Below are 18,937 nucleotides of genomic sequence, written 5' to 3'. Positions count from 1 at the left end.
TTTAGAACTGGTTGGAACTGGGAATTAAAAAACTACGATTCTTTGCCGACAACGCAGGTTAATGCGTGTCGTGTGCCTGGCCGATGTACACCAGCGTCAGCATCATGAAAATGAACGCCTGCAGCAGAACGATCAGGATGTGGAAGATTGACCACACTGTGCCGGCGACCACGTGGCCGATGAAGCCAAGCACCGTCGTGTCCGCGCCGAAGCTCCAGAGGCTGCCGAGCAGGGCAATCAGCAGGAACAACAGTTCACCCGCGTACATGTTGCCGAACAGCCGCATGCCGAGCGAGACCGTCTTCGCGACGAACTCGATGATGTTCAGTGCCAAGTTGGGGATCCACAGCAGCGGATGCGCGCCGAACGGAGCGGACAGCAGTTCATGCACGAAGCCGCCGGCGCCCTTGATCTTGAAGTTGTAGTAAATCATCAGCACGAATACGCCGAGCGCGATGCCGATCGTGCCGTTCAGGTCGGCCGTCGGCACGATGCGGTGGTGCGGGATGGCTTCGGAGAGACCCAGCCAGCCGATCACACGGCCCGGCAGGTCGACGGGAATGAAGTCGAGCGAGTTCATCAGCGTGACCCAGACGAACACGGTCAGCGCGAGCGGCGCGATGAAGGTGCGCGAGCCGTGGATCATGGCCTTCGATTGATCCTCGACCATTTCGACCAGCATTTCGATCGCGCACTGGAAGCGACCCGGCACGCCGGACGTTGCCTTGCGGGCTGCCAGATGCAGCAAGAAGATCGTGACGAGGCCACACACGATCGACCAGAAAAGGGTGTCGAGATTCCACACATGGATGTCGAAAATCGACGTCTGGTGTGTGGTGGAAAAGTTCTGCAAGTGGTGCGCGATGTACTCGGACGGATCCATTGCGCGCGTGCCTTCGCTAGCTGCCATATCGTTAAAGCCACCCAAATTGTCGAAAATCGTTCGAGGCCGCTCCCGCCGAAAATACTGTATTGCGGGAACGCGCCGGATGCGGGCCCTGTCTCATCCGCACACCCGTACCGGCACTACGCGCCGGCCTTAAATTCTTTTTGCTGCTGTTTTTTGTGCTGCTACCTTAGCGCCACGCCAAGGCGATCCAGTAAGTCTTCAGCGCGATGAGGTAGGTCACGAGCAGCGGAATCCAGCGTACGTCGTGATACCAGAAGGCGATTGCGACAAACATCGCAATCGTTGTCCCCATCTTGAGCGCTTCACCGATCATCCAACTCATCACGGTCTCGGCGCTCTTCTTTTTCAGCCGTGCCGCGAACAACGCGCCCGGCACCCAGCAGATCGCTCCCCCCAGGAAGGCGGACAGCGCAGCACCGCCCGGCGGCTTGTAGAACAGCCACCACAACAACGTCGCAACCAGGGACAAAACCATTTGCGCCGCGACGACCCTGAACGGCGTCACGCGCGATGGACGACCCACGCCGGGACCAAACAGCTTTTCCGCTTCGGCCCGCGTGAGCGGAACGATATTGCTATCTTCCTGCGCGTCATCCCACGCTTCGGCCGGATCGAACTGCCGGCTGGCGGACGCATCGGGTGCGGAGCGTTCAGCGCGGTGTCTGTCGTCACCATTCTCCGGCGACAGATTCGACGTTTTAACCGCCATCGCAGTGTTCCGAAAGTCTCGTTCAGCCCGCGAGTTTACGCAGCGCTTACGGGGTTGCCGTGCAATTAAATCCGGGCGATTGTAAGCGATAGTTGCAGGCAATTCAAGACATTAGGCCAGCCTATAACGGCGTGAAACGTGCCTTCACGATGCGGCAAACTATGCGAACCACGTTTAGTCACGTCAAATATAAGGCGGGCGGGCGGCGGCAAAACCCATGTGGCGAATCGCATGGATCAAAGCTCGTTGACTGGTCGTTTCGACGCTGCGGCGGACGTGTCGAAAATGCAACAAAGCGCCTTTTTTTAAGGGTTGAATGGGACAGTTCATTTATTGACCTGAATCATCCCTGCCCGCAAAAATTCGATGAGGTCGAGCCGCCTTGTGATAGCCGCTCGTAACGATGATTGCGGCTGGGATGTCGAGCGCCCGAAACTAGGATTCCTGATTATTTTGCATCAGTTATTTAGGGATCCACGACAGTCACTCGCACTGCGTTAAACCGGCTCGCGGCGCTAATCCTGCGAATGCCGCCAGCCGTTCGCCACCCGTCCCTGTCGAGCGCCATCTCCGTTCAAACGTTCGCGTTCCCGCGCAGGCGAACCAGAATGCCCTCCAACGCATCCAGATCTCCGAAGTCCACCAGCACCTGGCCGCGACCACGTCGGCCAAGCTTGATTTTCACCGTCGCGGAAAGCAGGTCCGACAGTTCCTCTTCCAGCCGTCGCGTGTCACGGCCGCCATCCGGATTCGCGCGCGCCTTGAGCGCCGGCGTCACCTTCGCGGTCATCGTGACCAGCTTTTCGGTCTCGCGCACGGACAGGCGCTTGTTGACGACCTGGTTGGCCAGCGTGATCTGCGTCGCGGCATCGACGGCGAGCAGCGCGCGAGCGTGCCCCATGTCCAGATCGCCGGCGAGCAGCATCGTCTGTACCGGCGTCGCGAGGTTCAGCAGTCGCAGCAGATTGGACACCGCGCTTCGCGAACGGCCCACCGACTCCGCCGCCTGCTCGTGCGTAAAATTAAATTCGTCGAGCAGGCGCTGGATGCCCTGAGCCTCTTCGAGCGGATTCAGATCCTCGCGCTGAATATTTTCGATCAGCGCCATCGCCGCGGCGGCTTGGTCGGGCACGTCTTTCACGAGCACCGGCACCTCGTCGAGCCCCGCGATGCGCGCCGCGCGAAAACGCCGCTCCCCTGCGATGATCTCGTAGCGGTCCGCCGCGATCGGACGCACGAGAATCGGCTGCATCAAACCTTGCGCACGGATGCTCGCCGCGAGCTCCTGCAGCGCGCCCTCGTCCATACGCGTGCGCGGCTGGTATTTGCCCGCCTGCATCTTGCCGAGCGGCAGCACGCTCGGCGCGCCGTCGATCACCACCGCCTCGGTGATATCCGAGGTGCCACCAAGCAACGCCTCCAGACCACGGCCTAGTCCCTTCTTTCTTGCTACTGCGTTCATTGTGCTTCCTTGATCCGCTTAGGATGCCTGGGGCGCGTCATTCAGCGCGCGCACCCGCTCAATCATTTCGGCGCCGAACTGCACGTACGCCTGCGCGCCACGCGACGCCCTGTCGAACACCACGCCGGGCAGCCCGTAGCTGGGCGCCTCGGCCAATCGCACGTTGCGTGGAATCACCACGTCGAAGACCTTGTCGCCGAAATGCTCTTTCAATTGATCCGAGACTTGCTGTTGCAACGTGATGCGCGGATCGAACATCACGCGCAGCAGACCGATCACCTTGAGGTCACGATTCAGATTCGCATGAACCTGCTTGATCGTGTTGACAAGGTCGGACAACCCTTCGAGCGCGAAGTATTCGCACTGCATCGGAATTACGACACCGTGCGCGGCGCACAGTCCGTTGAGTGTCAGCAGCGACAAGGCCGGCGGGCAATCGATCAGCACAAAATCGTATTCGCCCTCGACCGCCGCGAGCGCCGTCTTCATCTGACGCTCGCGATTCTGCATGCTAACGAGTTCGACCTCGGCCCCCGCGAGCTCCCGGTTCGCGGGCAGTACATCGTAGCCGACTGCTTCGGGCCGCACGCGCGCATCGGCTACCGATACGTTATCCACGAGGACCTCGTAGACCGTGTTCGTACATTCGGCTTTGTCGATCCCGCTGCCCATCGTGGCGTTGCCTTGCGGGTCCAGATCGATGAGAAGGACTCGCTGTCCCTGCGCTGCCAGGCTCGCGGCCAGATTGACTGCGGTGGTCGTCTTGCCGACACCGCCCTTCTGGTTCGCAACGCAGAAGATTTTTGCCATCGTTGGTGTGTCCCTTTTGATGCTTGGATGAAGTGAAAATCGTTGACAGTGCTTCCGGCCGCGGCGGCGGTCAGCTTTCGGCGTCCATCCGCACCTTGATCAGATGTCGCTCGGCGTCGAGAGACGGAACGTCTAGCCGGATAATCTGTTCCACGTGAGCACCCGCCGGCAGACGCCCGATTTCGGCATCCGGTCGCACGCCCTTCATCGCCCAGATAGCGCCCTGTTCCGCAACCAGATGACGGGCCAGTGTAACGAAATCCGCGAGTTCTGCGAATGCGCGTGAGACGATTACGTCGAACTTTGCCGGTACTTCGGCGCCAGGCCGCAGCGTCTCCACCCGGCCGGTCACAACCGACAGGTTCGCGAGGCCCAGTTCGGCCCTTGCCTGCGCCTGAAAAGCCGTCTTTTTATGGACGATGTCGTTCGTCGTGATGTCCCAATCGGGGAGCACGATCGCGAGTACGATGCCCGGCAAACCACCGCCCGAACCGACGTCCAGCACCGACGACGGCCCGCGCGGCGCCAGATGCGGCACGATCGACAGCGAATCGAGAATATGCTGGACCAGCATCTGCCGCGGATCGCGGATCGCCGTCAGGTTGTAGACGCTGTTCCACTTTGCGAGCAGGACGACGTAATCGAGCAGCTTGCGCCGCTGTTCGTCGTTCAGCTCCAGGCCAAGCTCGCGGACACCATCCGATAGCAACAGTGCCAGAGCCTGCTGGTCAACTCCCCTCTGCGCTGCGGTCATTGCACCACCGGCGTGCTGTCGGCGCCGAGTTCGGCGGGTTTCGACGGGCGACGTCCGAGGCCGCGCTTTAAGTGGACCATCAGCAGTGAGATGGCGGCAGGTGTGATGCCCGAAATACGCGACGCCTGTCCGATGGTTTCTGGCCGGAACTGCGTCAGCTTCTGACGAGCCTCGAACGACAGCCCACGCACCTCATCGTAGTCCAGCCCTTCCGGCAGACGCGTGTTCTCGTGCGCCTCGTTGCGTTCGATCTCATCGGCCTGTCGATCGATGTACCCCTGATATTTGACGCCGATTTCAATCTGTTCCTTGATCTGCGCGAGCAACGCCGGGTCCTCCGCGAGTGCCTCGGGCGCGCTACAGGTGCCGCCACGCAGGCCGCATACACCGTCGTAGCTGACGCCCGGACGACGCAGCAGGTCCGCGAGGCTGTATTCATGGTCGATCGGCTTGCCGAGCAAGGAGGTCGCTTCATCGGCGGATAAGGTCTTAGGATTGACCCATGTCGAACGCAGCCGCTGTGTTTCACGTGAAACAGCGTCGCGTTTGCGACTGAAGGCGTCCCAGCGGGCGTCGTCGACAACACCCAACTCGCGGCCGGTCTCGGTCAGCCGCATATCGCCGTTGTCTTCGCGCAAGCTCAGACGATATTCGGCGCGGCTCGTGAACATCCGGTACGGCTCTGACACACCGCGCGTGACCAGGTCGTCGACGAGCACGCCGAGGTAAGCCTGATCGCGGCGCGGGCACCACGCTTCCTTACCTTGCACGAACAGACCGGCGTTGATACCGGCTAGAACGCCCTGCGCCGCTGCCTCTTCATAGCCAGTCGTACCGTTGATCTGCCCAGCGAAGAACAGCCCGCCGATCACCTTCGTCTCCAGCGATGCCTTCAACCCTCGCGGATCAAAATAGTCGTACTCGATCGCATAGCCGGGCCGCAAGATGTGCGCCTGTTCGAGGCCGCGCATCGAGCGCACCAGTTCGAGCTGTACGTCGAACGGCAGGCTCGTCGAGATCCCGTTCGGATAGAACTCGTTGGTCGTCAGCCCTTCCGGCTCGAGATAAATCTGATGCGATTCCTTCGATGCGAATCGATGAATCTTGTCCTCGATCGACGGGCAATAGCGCGGTCCCACTCCTTCGATCACGCCCGTGTACATCGGCGATCGATCGAGACCGCCGCGAATGATGTCGTGCGTCCGCTGATTCGTATGCGTGACCCAGCACGGCACCTGGCGCGGGTGCTGCTCGACGCGTCCGAGGAACGAGAACACTGGCACCGGATCCAGATCGCCCGGCTGCTCTGCGAGCTGCGAATAGTCGATCGTGCGGCCATCGATTCGCGGCGGCGTACCGGTCTTGAGCCGTCCTTGCGGCAGCTTCAGCTCTTTCAACCGTGCCGACAGCGAAACGGCGGCCGGATCGCCCGCGCGGCCACCGGTGTAGTTGTTCAAGCCAACGTGGATCTTGCCGTCGAGGAACGTACCGGCCGTCAGCACCACGGCGCGCGCGCGGAAACGAATGCCCACCTGCGTGACGGCGCCGACGACGCGATCACCCTCGACCATTAGGTCGTCGACCGCCTGCTGAAACAGCCAGAGGTCCGGCTGATTCTCCAGACGATGGCGGATCGCCGCCTTGTACAGCACGCGGTCGGCCTGAGCGCGAGTCGCGCGAACTGCCGGTCCTTTCGACGAATTGAGGATACGAAACTGGATGCCGCTTTCGTCGGTGGCGGCCGCCATGGCGCCGCCGAGCGCGTCGACTTCCTTGACCAGATGGCCTTTGCCAATGCCGCCGATCGACGGATTGCAGCTCATCTGCCCGAGAGTCTCGATGTTATGGGTCAAAAGCAGCGTTTTATTGCCCATGCGCGCCGAGGCCAACGCGGCTTCGGTGCCAGCATGACCGCCGCCGACGACGATTACGTCAAATTCTGTGGGAAAGAGCATCGCGGGATCTCACGCCAGATCATCGCGTGAGCCTTAAAAGGAAAATGTATCGGCGAATTATAACGGGTTCGGTTTCGGCCCGAATTTCACCCGAGCGGTGAAACAATAAAAAAGCGGCGTGTTTCACGTGAAACACGCCGCTTCCACAGACACCGATTAGCAAAAAAGTGCGGATTTACGCGGCTCTTTTGGCGAGGCCAAGATAAGTTTCAATCACCCGAGGATTCTGCGCAAGATCGGTCGCGGGCCCTTCCAGCGCGAGCTCGCCGGTTTCCAGCACATAGCCATAGTCCGAGATCTGCAATGCGGCGCGCGCATTCTGCTCGATCAGCAGCGTTGCGACGCCGGTCTGCCGTAATGCGCTGATGATGTGGAAGATTTCCTTCACGATCAGCGGCGCGAGACCGAGGCTCGGCTCGTCAAGCATCAGCAGATCGGGTTTGCCCATCAACGCCCGGCCGACCGCGAGCATTTGTCGCTCGCCGCCGGAAAGCGTGCCGGCCGCCTGCTTGCGACGCTCCTTCAGCCGCGGAAACAGCTCGAACACCGGCTCGAGTTGATCGAGATAGTCGCGCTCGCCTGCCCGTTTGCGTCGGTAAGCACCAAGCAGCAGATTGTCTTCGACCGTCATCGATGCGAACAGCTCGCGCTTCTCAGGCACCAAACACATGCCGAGCGCGACGCGCTTCTCGACCGGCACCGCGCTGACGTCGTCGCCTTGATAAGTAATCGCGCCTTTCGCATGGCCGGAAGTCGGGAGCGCGCCCATGATCGCATTGAGCAGCGTCGACTTGCCCGCGCCGTTTGGGCCGATCACGGAGACGATCTGCCCCGCCCGGACTTTCATCGCTGCATTGTGCAGCGCCTCGACCTTGCCATAGCGGACCGACAACTGGTCCACTTCGAGAATCGGCCCCGCCGCCGCGACGCCGGTCGTCATCGTGTTCTCCATCATTCCACCCCGCCCAGATACGCTTCAAGTACCGCCGGATCCTGCTGCACTTCCTGCGGCAGACCTTCGGCGATCCGCATGCCGAACTCCATCACCACGAGCCGGTCCGTCAGATTCATCACGAAATCCATATCGTGCTCGACGAGCAGCACGCTCATCCCCTCGGCCTTGAGACGGCGCAGCAGATCGGCGAGTTGCAGCTTTTCTTGATAGCGCAGTCCAGCGGCGGGTTCGTCAAGCAATAGCAGAGTCGGATCGCAGCACAACGCGCGTGCGATTTCGAGAATCCGCTGCTGACCGAGCGCGAGGCTGCCCGCTTCGTCATACATATGCTGTTCGAGGCCGACACGGCGAATCTGCCGTGCGGCTTCGGCCATCAGTCGCCCCTCTTCTGCGTTGTTAAGCCGCACGACGCTGCGCCACACGCCCGCATGGCCGCGCAGATGCGCGCCGATCGCGACGTTCTCGAGCACAGTCATGCCCGGCAGCAGCTTCACATGCTGGAACGTCCGGCCGATGCCCCGCTTGACGATTTCGCGTGAACTCAGCGCATCGATGCGCTCGCCGCGGAAAGTAATCTCGCCGCTCGTCGCCTGCAGCACGCCGGTCACCAGATTGAACGTCGTCGACTTACCTGCGCCGTTCGGCCCGATCAGCCCGATGATCTGCCCCGCTTTGACCTCGAAGCTCACGTCGTTCATCGCGACCAGACCGCCGAAGTGCTTGCGCGCCTTGTTCACCGTCAGCAGGTCCTCGCCCGTCTGTGGCTTGTTGCGCTGCGGCAGAGGCTCCGCATGATCTGCGAGATGCGCACGCGGGCCACGCGGGAAAAAGCGCGCGACGAACGGCCACACGCCCTGCCGCGCGTACTGCAGCAGCAGCACCATGATGATGCCAAACACGATTACTTCGAAGTTGCCGTTCTCGCCGAGCAGTTTCGGCAGCAGCGTCTGCAGATAGTCCTGCAGCACGGTCAGGATCGCGGCGCCGAGCACCGCGCCCCAGACGTGCGAGACGCCGCCCACCACCGCCATGAACAGAAACTCGATGCCGTGATTCAGGCCGAATGGCGTCGGATTCACGGCGCGCTGCAAGTGCGCATACAGAAAGCCCGACACCGACGCGAGCACCGCCGCATAAACGAAGATCACGACGCGCATCCAGCCGGTGTTGACGCCCATCGCCTCAGCCATCTGACCACCGCCGCGCAGCGCGCGAATCGCTCGACCCGGTCGACTATTAAGCAAATTCTGAACAGAGACGACCGCACCGAGCACGACCACCCAGATCAGGTAATAGATATGGCGGCCGGACTCCAGATTGATCCCAAAGACATTCAGCACCGGGATGCCGTTGATGCCGTCGTACTTGCCGAGCATGTCGAGATTGCCGAACAGGTAGAACAGCGCGAGCCCCCAAGCAATCGTGCCGAGCGGCAGGAAGTGGCCGGACAGACGCATCGTGACGAGACCGAGCATCAGCGCGACGAGCGCAGTCACTATCACGCCCGCGATCAGTGCGAGCCACGGCGACACGCCAAAGTTCGTCGTCAGATACGCGGTTGCATAGGCGCCAATGCCGACGAACGCGGCCTGCCCGAAGCTCGTCATTCCGCCGATACCCGTCAACAGCACGAGGCCGATCGCGACGATCGAATACAGGCCGATGTAGTTCAGCAGCGTGACCCAGTACTCGGGCACATGGATCGGATGTGGCAACACCGGCAACGCAAACAGCACCACGAGGAACAACCAGAAGAACTTCTGTTGCATGATCCGTTTCATCGCGTCACTCCTGTTCTTCTTCGGCGTGCGGGCTCGCAAGACTGCGCCACAGCAGCACCGGGATGATTAGCGTGAACACGATCACTTCCTTATAAGCACTGGCCCAGAACGACGAATACGACTCCAGCAGGCCGACGAGAATCGAGCCGGCCGCCGCGAGCGGATAGCTGACCAGACCGCCGATGATCGCGCCCACGAAGCCCTTCAAACCGATCAGGAAGCCCGAGTCGTAGTAGATCGTCGTGAGCGGCGCGACGAGGATGCCGCACAGCACGCCGAGTCCTGCCGCAAGCGTGAATGCGAGGCGTCCCGCCTGCGTCGTGCCGATGCCGACGAGCCGCGCGCCGAGCCGGTTCACCGACGTCGCGCGCAACGCCTTGCCCGAGATCGAGCGATCGAAGTACAGATACAACGCGCCAATCAGCACGACCGCGGTGCCGATCACCCACAGGCTCTGCCCGGAGATCGACAACGTGCCGATGCTGAACGTCGCATCGGAGAACGCGTTGGTGCGCGAACCTTCTGCGCCGAACATCACGAGGCCGAGACCGACCATCGCGAAATGCACGGCCACCGCGACGATCAACAGCAGCAGCGTGGTCGCCTCCGCGATCGGCTCATACGCGAGCCGATAAACGAACGGGCCCATCGGAATCACGATCAGCAGCGTCAGCGCGATCTGCACGACCATCGGCAGCGGCTGCAGGAAGATGCCGCGCGTGAGCGCGTAGACCGCAATCGGAAACAGCAGGTACTTCCCTGCCAGCACAGGCAGCGTGCGCGCCGCGTGACGGCGCCGCTCGGCGTGCCGCACCACGGTCGCCGTCTCGACGACGAAGCAGGCGGCGCCCATCGCCATCAGTAGCCAGCAGGTGGCTGGAAACTTCTGCGTTTGCAGTGCGGCGAGCGTCAACGCGCCGTACGACACGAACTCCCCTTGCGGGATGAAGATCACCCGCGTGACCGAGAACACCAGCACCAGCGCAAGCGCGAGCAGCGCGTAGATCGCGCCGGTCGTGATGCCGTCCTGCGCGAGGATCGCGGCAATTGATAGATCCATACTTCCTCGTCCTGAAGCGTCGAAATCGGAAAACCGGGAAAGAGTCATGACGGCGCGGCTCATAGCCGGCCATCGACCTGCAATGTCTGAAAAGACAACCGCCGCGCCGGGACACGGCGCGGCGGTCGATGCCATTGTCGTCGGACACAATGGCAATGCGGCGTCATGCACCGCAGATTGCGCGAGAGGCGCGTACCGCTAGTTGTCTTTGTAAATGCTCTTAATCGTTCTGCAGCTTCCACTTGCCGTCGACGATCTGCACGATCACGCGCGCGCGCTGGTCGAGGCCGTTGTGGTCGGTCGCCGTGGTGTTCATGATGCCGTGCGACACCGGCAGCTCCTTGATGTTTTCGAGCGCGTTGCGCAGCGCCGCGCGGAACTCGGGCGTGCCCGGCTGCGCGGTCTTCAGCGCGACCGGAATCGCGGCCTGCAGCATCTGGCCGGCATCCCATGCGTGACCGCCGAAGGTCGCGACCGAACCCGCGCCATACGCCTTCTCATACGCATTCTTATAGGCCTCCGACGATTTCTTCACCGGGTTCGAATCCGGCAATTGATCGACGACGAGAATCGGACCGGCCGGCAGCAACTCGCCTTCACAATCCTTGCCGCACACACGCAGGAAATCATTGTTCGCGACACCGTGCGTCTGATAGATCTTGCCCTTGTAGCCACGCTCCTTCAGCGTCTTGGCCGGCAGCGCCGACGGCGTGCCCGAGCCCGCGATCAGCACCGCGTCGGGATTCGCGCCCATCGTCTTCAGCGCCTGGCCCGTCACCGACGCATCCGTCCGGTTGAAGCGCTCGTTCGACACGATCTTCAGGTTGTGCGCTTTCGCCGCGGCGTCGAACGTCGTGTTCCAACTGTCGCCGTATGCGTCCGAAAAGCCGATGAAGCCGACCGTCTTCACGCCGTGGTGCTGCATGTAATCGGCGATCGCATCGGCCATCAAGCTGTCGTTCTGAGGCGGTTTGAACGCCCATGCACGCTTCGCATCCATCGGCTGGATGATCGCGGCCGACGCCGCGAGCGAGATCACCGGCGTCTTGCCTTCAGCGGCCGGATCGAGCATCGCGAGCGAATTCGGCGTGACGGTCGAGCCGATGATCGCGTCGACGCGGTCTTCGTCGATCAACTTATGCGTGTTCTGCACGGCCTTGCCGGTGTCCGACCCGTCGTCGAGAATGATGTACTGCACGCTCTTGCCGCCGATCTCCTTCGGCAGCAACGCGATCGTGTTCTTCTCAGGAATCCCGAGCGATGCGGCCGGCCCCGTCGTCGACAGCGTCACGCCGATCTTCACCTGCGCGAATGCCGCCCCCGTGCCGCACATCAGCGCCATCGCGATGCCGGTGCGTACCCAATGTCTTGTCATTTTCATTGCGAGTCTCCAAACGCCTTGAAAAACGCCCATCTGTAAGCCGGCTTGCTGGGCCGAGTGTCTGAATCTAGTGAGCGGATTCAGGTGTGCCAAGCATGGTTTTCCCTGTTCGGCGCGCATACCTTCCCCGCGATGTTGATTACCGCTCATCTTGCGTCGCACGAGTCGCGCATCCGCGTCATACGCCGCGGTTCTATTTCGCGGTTCTGTTCCCATCAAGCATTGATAAACCACTAATATGTTAGTAGCCTGCGTCCCGCATTATCGACGGTCAACAGAGCTGCGCTCGCGCGATGCAGATGGCTCGCCCAGGTAACAAAAAAGACGCGTCAACTGCACGCGTCTTTTTCGATGAGGTCCCGTGGCGCAGAGCCTTTCGCTCAGTCGCCGGCGAGCTTCCACTTGCCGTCGACGATCTGCACCATCACGCGCGCCCGCTGATCGAGACCGGCGTGGTCGTTCGCGCTCATGTTGAAGATGCCGTGCGACGCGGGCAGATCTTTCGTGCCTTCGAGCGCGGCGCGCAGCGCCTCGCGGAAGGCCGGCGTGCCGGGCTGGCCCTTCTTCAACGCGAGCGGGATCGCATGCTGCAGCAACAGGCCCGCGTCCCATGCGTGACCGCCAAACGTCGACACCGAACCTGCGCCATACGCGATTTCATACGCGCGCTTGTAAGCGAGCGCACTCTTCTTCACCGGATTCGAATCGGGCAGTTGCCCGGCGACCAGCAGCGGGCCGGCGGGCAGCCACGTGGCTTCGCAATCCTTGCCGCACACGCGCAGGAAGTCGTTGTTCGCGACCCCGTGCGTCTGGTAGTACTTGCCCTTGTAGCCGCGTTCCTTCAGCGCTTTCTGCGGCAGCGCGGCCGGCGTGCCCGCACCGGCGATCAGCACCGCGTCCGGATTCTGCGACATCATCTTCAGTACCTGGCCTGTGACCGATGCGTCGTTGCGCGCGAAGCGCTCGTTCGCGACGATCCTGATCTTCGCCAGGTCAGCGGCTTTGCTGAATTCCTTGAACCAGCTCTCGCCGTACGCGTCGGAAAAGCCGATGAACGCGACTGTTTTCACGCCGTGATTGGCCATCTGCTGCGCGATCGCGGTAGCCATCAGGATGTCGTTCTGCGGCGTCTTGAACACCCACGCGCGCTTCGCATCCATCGGCTCGACGATGCCCGCGGCCGCGGCGAGCGAGATCATCGGCGTGGAGGTTTCGGCGGCGACGTCGGTCATGGCGAGCGAGTTCGGCACGACGGTCGAGCCGATCAGTGCATCGACGTGGTCTTCGCTAGTGAGCTTGCGGGCGTTCTTGACCGCCTGGGTCGAATCGGTTGCGTCGTCGAGGACGATGTAGTCGATTTTCTGGCCCGCTACTTCTTTGGGCAGCAGCGCAATCGTGTTCTTTTCCGGAATGCCGAGCGAGGCGGCCGGCCCTGTTGCCGACACAGTGACGCCGATTTTCACGTCCGCGAATGCATGGCCACTCCATGCAGCCGAAACTCCGGTGGCGACCAATGCCGCGCTGATCCAACGCAATGCCGACTTCATCCTGCTCATCCATTAACCCCGTTATTCAATTGCAATTAAATCCATGGATTTAATTGCCAACCCAGTGGTCGGTGAATAGCGAGTTTAGCGGACGCAAGTGCCGTGCTGCAAGCGTTTCGCAGGCTTGTGACGCTGACATGCAGCGATTTGCGAAGATTATCAAATGGCTCGCGAAATAGCCGAAATATTGGCCCGAAGAAGGCCCAAAAATACAAAACAAAAAAGCGCTGTTGGATATCAATCCAACAGCGCTTTCTCGTGGGCACTGAGTGCCTCAATTGTCTCCTCGTTCTCCACCTGCAAATTCGTGGTGCATCAGAACTGGATGAAGATTAAACGACCCCCTTAGTAGTAACAACTAGCAATTACCCTAGTGGTGCAGTGCCGCACCGAATCGGGGCGCGTTCGACCAATTTTGTCACACGGCTTGCCACAGCTTCGCTGAACCGCTGATTCGGCGCACCCTCGGCACGAGAGGCAAGTCAATCGGATGCCGAAGCAATTGCGTATCGCACTGCATCAAGCGCGGCACCTTGCGGGCGGGATCAAGCAGACGCACTCAAGCCCGCAACGGCCGCACTCGCGCGACGATTTCACCGACGATGCCGCGCCGGAACGCCAGCACGCACGCGATAAAAATCAGCCCCGTGACGATCGTCACCGACTCGCCAAGTGAGCGGAACCAGTCGATCCCGGTCATCGACGCGAGCGCCGAGCCGATATCGCCGAGCCGGTCTTCGAGCGACACGATCAGCGCGGCCCCGACCAATGGGCCGAACAGCGTGCCCATGCCGCCCACCAGCGTCATCAGGATCACGAGGCCGGACATCGTCCAATAGGCATCGCTCAGCGTTTCGAAGCCCTGCACCAACACTTTCAGCGAACCGGCGAGACCCGCGATGCCGGCCGACAGAATGAATGCGAGCAGCTTGAAACGGTCGGTGTCATAGCCGAGCGATACCGCGCGCGGCTCGTTTTCCTTGATCGCGACGAGTACCTGCCCGAACGGCGAATGCACGATCCGCACGATCAGCAGGAACGCCGCGACGATCACCGCGAGCACGACGAAATACAGCGCGACGTCCGAAGAGAGATCGAGCACGCCGAACAGCTTGCCGCGCGGCACCCCTTGCAGGCCGTCTTCCCCGTGCGTGAACGGCGTCTGCAGGAACACGAAGTAGACCATCTGCGCGAGCGCGAGCGTCACCATCGCGAAGTAGATACCCTGACGGCGAATCGCGAAGAAGCCGACGACGAGCCCAAGCAGCGTCGCCGCCGCGGTGCCGCTCAGCACGCCGAGCTCCGGCGAAAAGCCGAGCGTCTGTATCGCATAGCCGGTCACGTAACCGGCCGACGCGAGAAACATCGCATGACCGAAGGACAGCAAGCCCGTATAGCCGATCAGCAGATTGAAGGCGCCCGCGAACAGCGCGAAGCACAGCACCTTCATCACGAAGAGCGGGTAGATGCCGAGCAGCGGCACCGCGAGCAGCGCGAGCAGCAGCAGACCGTAGAGCACTTTTCTCTGCATCATTTTTCCCTGCCGAAAAGACCCGCCGGACGCACGAGCAACACGAGCGCCATGATCACGAAGACGACGGTCGCCGACGCTTCGGGGTAGTACACCCGCGTCAGTCCTTCGACCACGCCGAGCATCAGGCCGGTCAGAATCGAGCCCATGATCGAGCCCATGCCACCGATCACGACCACCGCGAACACGGTGATGATCATCGACTGGCCCATCAGCGGCGAAACCTGAATCACCGGCGCGGCGAGCACGCCGGCAAACGCCGCGAGCGCGACGCCGAAGCCGTAGGTCAGCGTAATCATCAGCGGCACGTTGATGCCGAACGCCTCGACGAGCTTCGGGTTTTCGGTGCCCGCGCGCAGATACGCGCCAAGCCGCGTCTTCTCGATCACGAACCAGGTCGCAAAGCACACCACAAGCGACGCGACGACCACCCACGCGCGATAGTTCGGCAGATACATGAAGCCGAGATTGGTCGCGCCCGACAGCACCGACGGCACGTCGTACGGCTGGCCCGACGAGCCGTAGATCGAATGGAACACGCCCTCGATCACGAGCGTGAGGCCAAACGTCAGCAACAGGCCATACAGATGATCGAGCTTGTAAAGCCAGCGCAGCATCGAGCGCTCGATCCCGACGCCGACGAGCCCAACGATCACCGGCGCGAGCACGAGCATCACCCAGTACGGCAGATTGAAATACGACAGCCCCATCCACGCGAGCATCGCCCCGAGCATGAACAGCGCGCCATGCGCGAAGTTGATCACGTTGAGCAGGCCGAAAATAACCGCCAGCCCAAGGCTCAGAATCGCGTAGAACGAGCCGTTCACGAGCCCGAGCAGAAGCTGGCTCAGCATCGCGGGTAGCGGAACGCCAAAGATGTCCATTGAAGCCCTTAGCCCTTCAAGCCATCGTCAAGGTGAGATCGGTGACGCACGATCGGGCCGGCACGCGACAAGCGGCGACGCTGCCCATCGCGTGCGGCATCTGAAACGGTCATCCGCCAGCGCGTGCCCCTGCAGCGCCGGCGGTTCTCTCAGGTCTGCGCGGTCCTCGACCGCTCACTGCGCCCGCGCTTACTTCCACAGCGCGCAGCGGGTCTGCGCCTTGGTCGTGAAGACCTGATCGCCCGGAATCGTCGCAGTGATCTTGTAGTAATCCCACGGCTCCTTCGATTCGGCCGGCGTCTTCACCTGCATCAGGTACATGTCGTGGATCATGCTGCCGTCCTGACGGATGTAGCCCTTCGCGTAGAAGTCGTCGATCTTCGTCTTGTGCAACTGCGCCATCACCTTGTCCGGATCGGTCGAGCCCACCGCCTGCACCGCCTTCAGATAGTTCATCGCCGCCGAGTAGTCGGCAGCCTGCAGGCTCGACGGCATCTTCTTCATCTTGTCGAAGTAGCGCTGCGACCACTTACGCGTGTCGGCGTCCTTGTTCCAGTACCAGCTGTCGGTCAACACGAGACCTTGCGTCGTTTCGAGACCGAGGCTGTGCACGTCGTTGATGAACATCAGCAGCGCGGCGAGCTTCATCGTCTTGGTGATGCCGAATTCCTTCGCGGCCTTGATCGCGTTGATCGTGTCGCCGCCCGCGTTCGCGAGGCCGAGGATCTGTGCCTTCGACGCCTGCGCCTGCAGCAGGAACGACGAGAAGTCCGACGCCGACAGCGGATGACGCACCGCGCCCAGCACCTGGCCGCCGTTCGCCTTCACGACATCCGAGGTCGCTTTTTCGAGCGCCTTGCCGAATGCGTAGTCTGCCGTCAGGAAGTACCAAGTCTTGCCGCCCTGCTTCGTCACGGCCGAGCCCGTGCCGTTCGCGAGCGCGGTCGTGTCGTATGCGTAGTGGATCGTGTACGGCGTGCATTGCTCGTTAGTCAACGTATCGGCGCCGGCGCCGACGCTGATATAGACCTTGTGCTTCTCGCCCGCGACGGTGTTAGTCGACAGCGCGGTCGCCGAGTTCGTGCCGCCGATCACCATGTCCACGCCGTCTCGGTCGAACCACTCGCGAGCGCGCGATGCCGCGATGTCCGCCTTGTTCTGGTGATCCGCGTACAGCACCGTGATCGGTTTGCCGTTGACCTTGCCACCGAAGTCGGCGACCGCCATCCGGATCGCTTCAAGACCGCCCTGCCCGTCGATATCCGCGTACAGCCCCGACATATCCGTAATGAAGCCGATCTTCACGGCATCGTCGGCCGCTTGCGCGCTACCCAGCGTCAGTGCGGTGCCAGCGGCGACCGCGAAACAGAGTGAGGCAAGCCGCGCGAGTGGGTTCCTTTTCATGCGTGTCTCCTGGTTCTTCGCTTGTGGTTATCAGAGGCAGTCGGGCGCGAGTATGTCCGTGTCTATACGCCCAGTAAATCGTGCAGCACCGGCATCTTGCCTTCGAGCTCGCTGGCCCCGAAATGCTCGACGATCATGCCGTGCTCCATCACATAGAAACGATCCGCGAGCGGCGCGGCGAAGCGGAAGTTCTGCTCGACCATCACGATCGTGTAGCCGCGCGCCCTCAGCGTAACGATCATGCGCGCAAGCGCCTGCACGATCACGGGCGCGAGCCCTTCCGAGATTTCGTCGAGCAGCAGCAGATTCGCGCCGGTACGCAGAATCCGCGCGACCGCGAGCATTTGCTGTTCGCCGCCTGAGAGCCGCGTGCCCTGACTCATGCGCCGCTCCTGCAGATTCGGGAACATCGCGTAGATTTCCTCGAGCGACATCATGTGCGCCTTGTCGCCGACGGGCGGCGGCAGCAACAGATTTTCCTCGCACGACAGGCTCGAAAAAATGCCGCGCTCTTCCGGGCAGTAGCCAATGCCGCAATGCGCGATGCGATGCGTGGGCAGGCCGATCGTTTCGCGTCCGTCGATACGGATCGAGCCGGTACGGCGACCCGTGAGGCCCATGATCGCGCGCAGCGTCGTGGTGCGGCCCGCGCCGTTACGGCCGAGCAGCGTCACGACTTCGCCGCGGCCGACCGACAGATCGACGCCGTGCAGAATGTGGGATTCCCCGTACCAGGCTTGCAGTCCCGCGATTTCCAGCGCGGGTGCGCCGCTTTTCGTTTGGTTCGCTTCGAGGCCTTCGCGCTCGACCGTCGTATTCATGCGTGGGCTCCGGCGAGCGCCGCGTCGGCGCTGCCCATGTAGGCTTGCATCACGAGCGGATTCTTCGACACTTCCGCGTAGCTGCCCTCGGCGAGCACTTCACCCCGTTGCAGTACGGTGATCGTGTCGGAGATACCGGCGATCACGTTCATGTTGTGCTCGACCATCAGAATCGTGCGGCCCGCCGATACTTTTTTGATCAGCGCGGTCACGCGATCGACGTCCTCATGACCCATGCCTTGCGTCGGCTCGTCGAGCAACATCAGTTCGGGTTCCATCGCGAGCGTGGTCGCGATTTCGAGCGCGCGCTTGCGGCCGTATGCAAGCTCGACGGTCAATACATCCGCGAAATCGGTCAGGCCGACCTGGGTCAGCAGATCCATCGCGCGATCGTTCAGACGCCGCAACGTACGCTCGCTCTTCCAGAAGTGAAATGCGGTGCCGAGTGAGCGCTGCAACCCGATGCGCACGTTCTGCAATGCCGTCAGATGCGGAAATACCGCGGAAATCTGGAACGAACGGATGATGCCGCGCCGCGCGATCTGCGCGGGACGTTCGCCGGTGATATCGACACCGTTGAAAACGATCTGGCCCGCGGTGGGCTCGAGAAATTTGGTGAGCAGGTTGAAGCAGGTGGTCTTGCCCGCTCCATTGGGGCCGATCAGCGCATGGATCGAGCCACGGCGCACGCGCAGGTTCACGCCGTTCACGGCGACAAAGCCTTTGAACTCACGGGTGAGGCCCCGCGTTTCGAGAATCGTATCGCCGAGAATCATGTTCCCTTCCATACGGAGTAAGGCGAAGCATTACGACCTTTCCGCGCGAAACTCTGCGCGACTTGTTATGTTTGCGGCACCCCTTGCCGCTCCTTGGCGTGCTGCACCAATCCGTACGGTTATCCATGGCGTGGCACGCAGCATGGCTGCCATTGTCGCGCCAATGATGCAGCGCAATCATTGGGATTTGCACTTAG

General features: G+C 61.7%; 16 protein-coding genes. All 16 read right to left on the bottom strand.

Annotated features, from left to right (window positions below; translation table 11 throughout):
* Nucleotides 1-58 precede the first annotated feature (58 nt).
* Nucleotides 59-910, bottom strand: coding sequence for a F0F1 ATP synthase subunit A (atpB, locus tag F6X42_RS01270; protein ID WP_187632457.1), 852 nt, complete (start codon nt 908-910; stop codon nt 59-61).
* A 166-nt stretch (nt 911-1,076) separates the two neighbouring features.
* Nucleotides 1,077-1,619 carry an ATP synthase subunit I gene (locus F6X42_RS01265; protein ID WP_187632655.1) on the bottom strand — a complete coding sequence of 181 codons (543 nt, stop codon included), beginning with the start codon at nt 1,617-1,619 and terminating at the stop codon, nt 1,077-1,079.
* A 574-nt stretch (nt 1,620-2,193) separates the two neighbouring features.
* On the bottom strand, nt 2,194-3,081 hold the full coding sequence (locus F6X42_RS01260; protein ID WP_187632456.1) for a ParB/RepB/Spo0J family partition protein: 888 nt from the start codon (nt 3,079-3,081) through the stop codon (nt 2,194-2,196).
* Nucleotides 3,082-3,099: 18 nt separating this feature from the next.
* Complete coding sequence (locus F6X42_RS01255; RefSeq protein ID WP_187632455.1) at nt 3,100-3,891, bottom strand: ParA family protein; 792 nt, start codon at nt 3,889-3,891, stop codon at nt 3,100-3,102.
* Nucleotides 3,892-3,961: 70 nt separating this feature from the next.
* On the bottom strand, nt 3,962-4,645 hold the full coding sequence (gene rsmG, locus F6X42_RS01250; protein ID WP_187632454.1) for a 16S rRNA (guanine(527)-N(7))-methyltransferase RsmG: 684 nt from the start codon (nt 4,643-4,645) through the stop codon (nt 3,962-3,964).
* Nucleotides 4,642-6,600, bottom strand: a complete 1,959-nt coding sequence (gene mnmG / locus F6X42_RS01245) for a tRNA uridine-5-carboxymethylaminomethyl(34) synthesis enzyme MnmG (protein WP_187632453.1) — start codon at nt 6,598-6,600, stop codon at nt 4,642-4,644. Before mnmG ends, rsmG begins: the two co-directional genes overlap by 4 nt.
* 175 nt (nt 6,601-6,775) lie before the next feature.
* The gene (locus F6X42_RS01240; protein WP_187632654.1) at nt 6,776-7,552 is read right to left on the bottom strand and encodes an ABC transporter ATP-binding protein; all 777 of its coding nucleotides are present in this window, start codon (nt 7,550-7,552) and stop codon (nt 6,776-6,778) included.
* The gene (locus F6X42_RS01235) at nt 7,552-9,336 is read right to left on the bottom strand and encodes a branched-chain amino acid ABC transporter ATP-binding protein/permease (RefSeq protein ID WP_187632452.1); all 1,785 of its coding nucleotides are present in this window, start codon (nt 9,334-9,336) and stop codon (nt 7,552-7,554) included. Before F6X42_RS01235 ends, F6X42_RS01240 begins: the two co-directional genes overlap by 1 nt.
* A gap of 4 nt (nt 9,337-9,340) precedes the next feature.
* Nucleotides 9,341-10,396, bottom strand: coding sequence for a branched-chain amino acid ABC transporter permease (locus F6X42_RS01230; protein ID WP_187632451.1), 1,056 nt, complete (start codon nt 10,394-10,396; stop codon nt 9,341-9,343).
* A 220-nt stretch (nt 10,397-10,616) separates the two neighbouring features.
* The gene (locus F6X42_RS01225; RefSeq protein ID WP_187632450.1) at nt 10,617-11,777 is read right to left on the bottom strand and encodes an ABC transporter substrate-binding protein; all 1,161 of its coding nucleotides are present in this window, start codon (nt 11,775-11,777) and stop codon (nt 10,617-10,619) included.
* 380 nt (nt 11,778-12,157) lie between these two features.
* Nucleotides 12,158-13,324 (bottom strand): ABC transporter substrate-binding protein, encoded by a 1,167-nt coding sequence (locus F6X42_RS01220; protein ID WP_187632653.1) that lies wholly within the window; start codon nt 13,322-13,324, stop codon nt 12,158-12,160.
* A 559-nt stretch (nt 13,325-13,883) separates the two neighbouring features.
* Nucleotides 13,884-14,855, bottom strand: coding sequence for a branched-chain amino acid ABC transporter permease (locus F6X42_RS01215; RefSeq protein WP_187632652.1), 972 nt, complete (start codon nt 14,853-14,855; stop codon nt 13,884-13,886).
* Nucleotides 14,855-15,739 carry a branched-chain amino acid ABC transporter permease gene (locus tag F6X42_RS01210; RefSeq protein ID WP_187632449.1) on the bottom strand — a complete coding sequence of 295 codons (885 nt, stop codon included), beginning with the start codon at nt 15,737-15,739 and terminating at the stop codon, nt 14,855-14,857. The genes F6X42_RS01215 and F6X42_RS01210 overlap by 1 nt, the downstream gene beginning before the upstream one ends.
* A gap of 189 nt (nt 15,740-15,928) precedes the next feature.
* The gene (locus tag F6X42_RS01205) at nt 15,929-17,143 is read right to left on the bottom strand and encodes an ABC transporter substrate-binding protein (RefSeq protein WP_187632448.1); all 1,215 of its coding nucleotides are present in this window, start codon (nt 17,141-17,143) and stop codon (nt 15,929-15,931) included.
* Nucleotides 17,144-17,205: 62 nt separating this feature from the next.
* Entirely contained in the window at nt 17,206-17,964 is a 759-nt protein-coding gene (locus F6X42_RS01200) for an ABC transporter ATP-binding protein (protein ID WP_187632447.1), read from the bottom strand.
* Nucleotides 17,961-18,740 carry an ABC transporter ATP-binding protein gene (locus F6X42_RS01195; RefSeq protein ID WP_018418872.1) on the bottom strand — a complete coding sequence of 260 codons (780 nt, stop codon included), beginning with the start codon at nt 18,738-18,740 and terminating at the stop codon, nt 17,961-17,963. The genes F6X42_RS01200 and F6X42_RS01195 overlap by 4 nt, the downstream gene beginning before the upstream one ends.
* Between the last annotated feature and the right edge of the window lie 197 nt (nt 18,741-18,937).

Source organism: Paraburkholderia podalyriae (assembly GCF_014397785.1).
Taxonomy (GTDB): Bacteria; Pseudomonadota; Gammaproteobacteria; order Burkholderiales; family Burkholderiaceae; genus Paraburkholderia; species Paraburkholderia podalyriae.
Note: the sequence above shows the minus strand (reverse complement) of the source record. Positions and strands in the feature narration are given on the sequence as shown.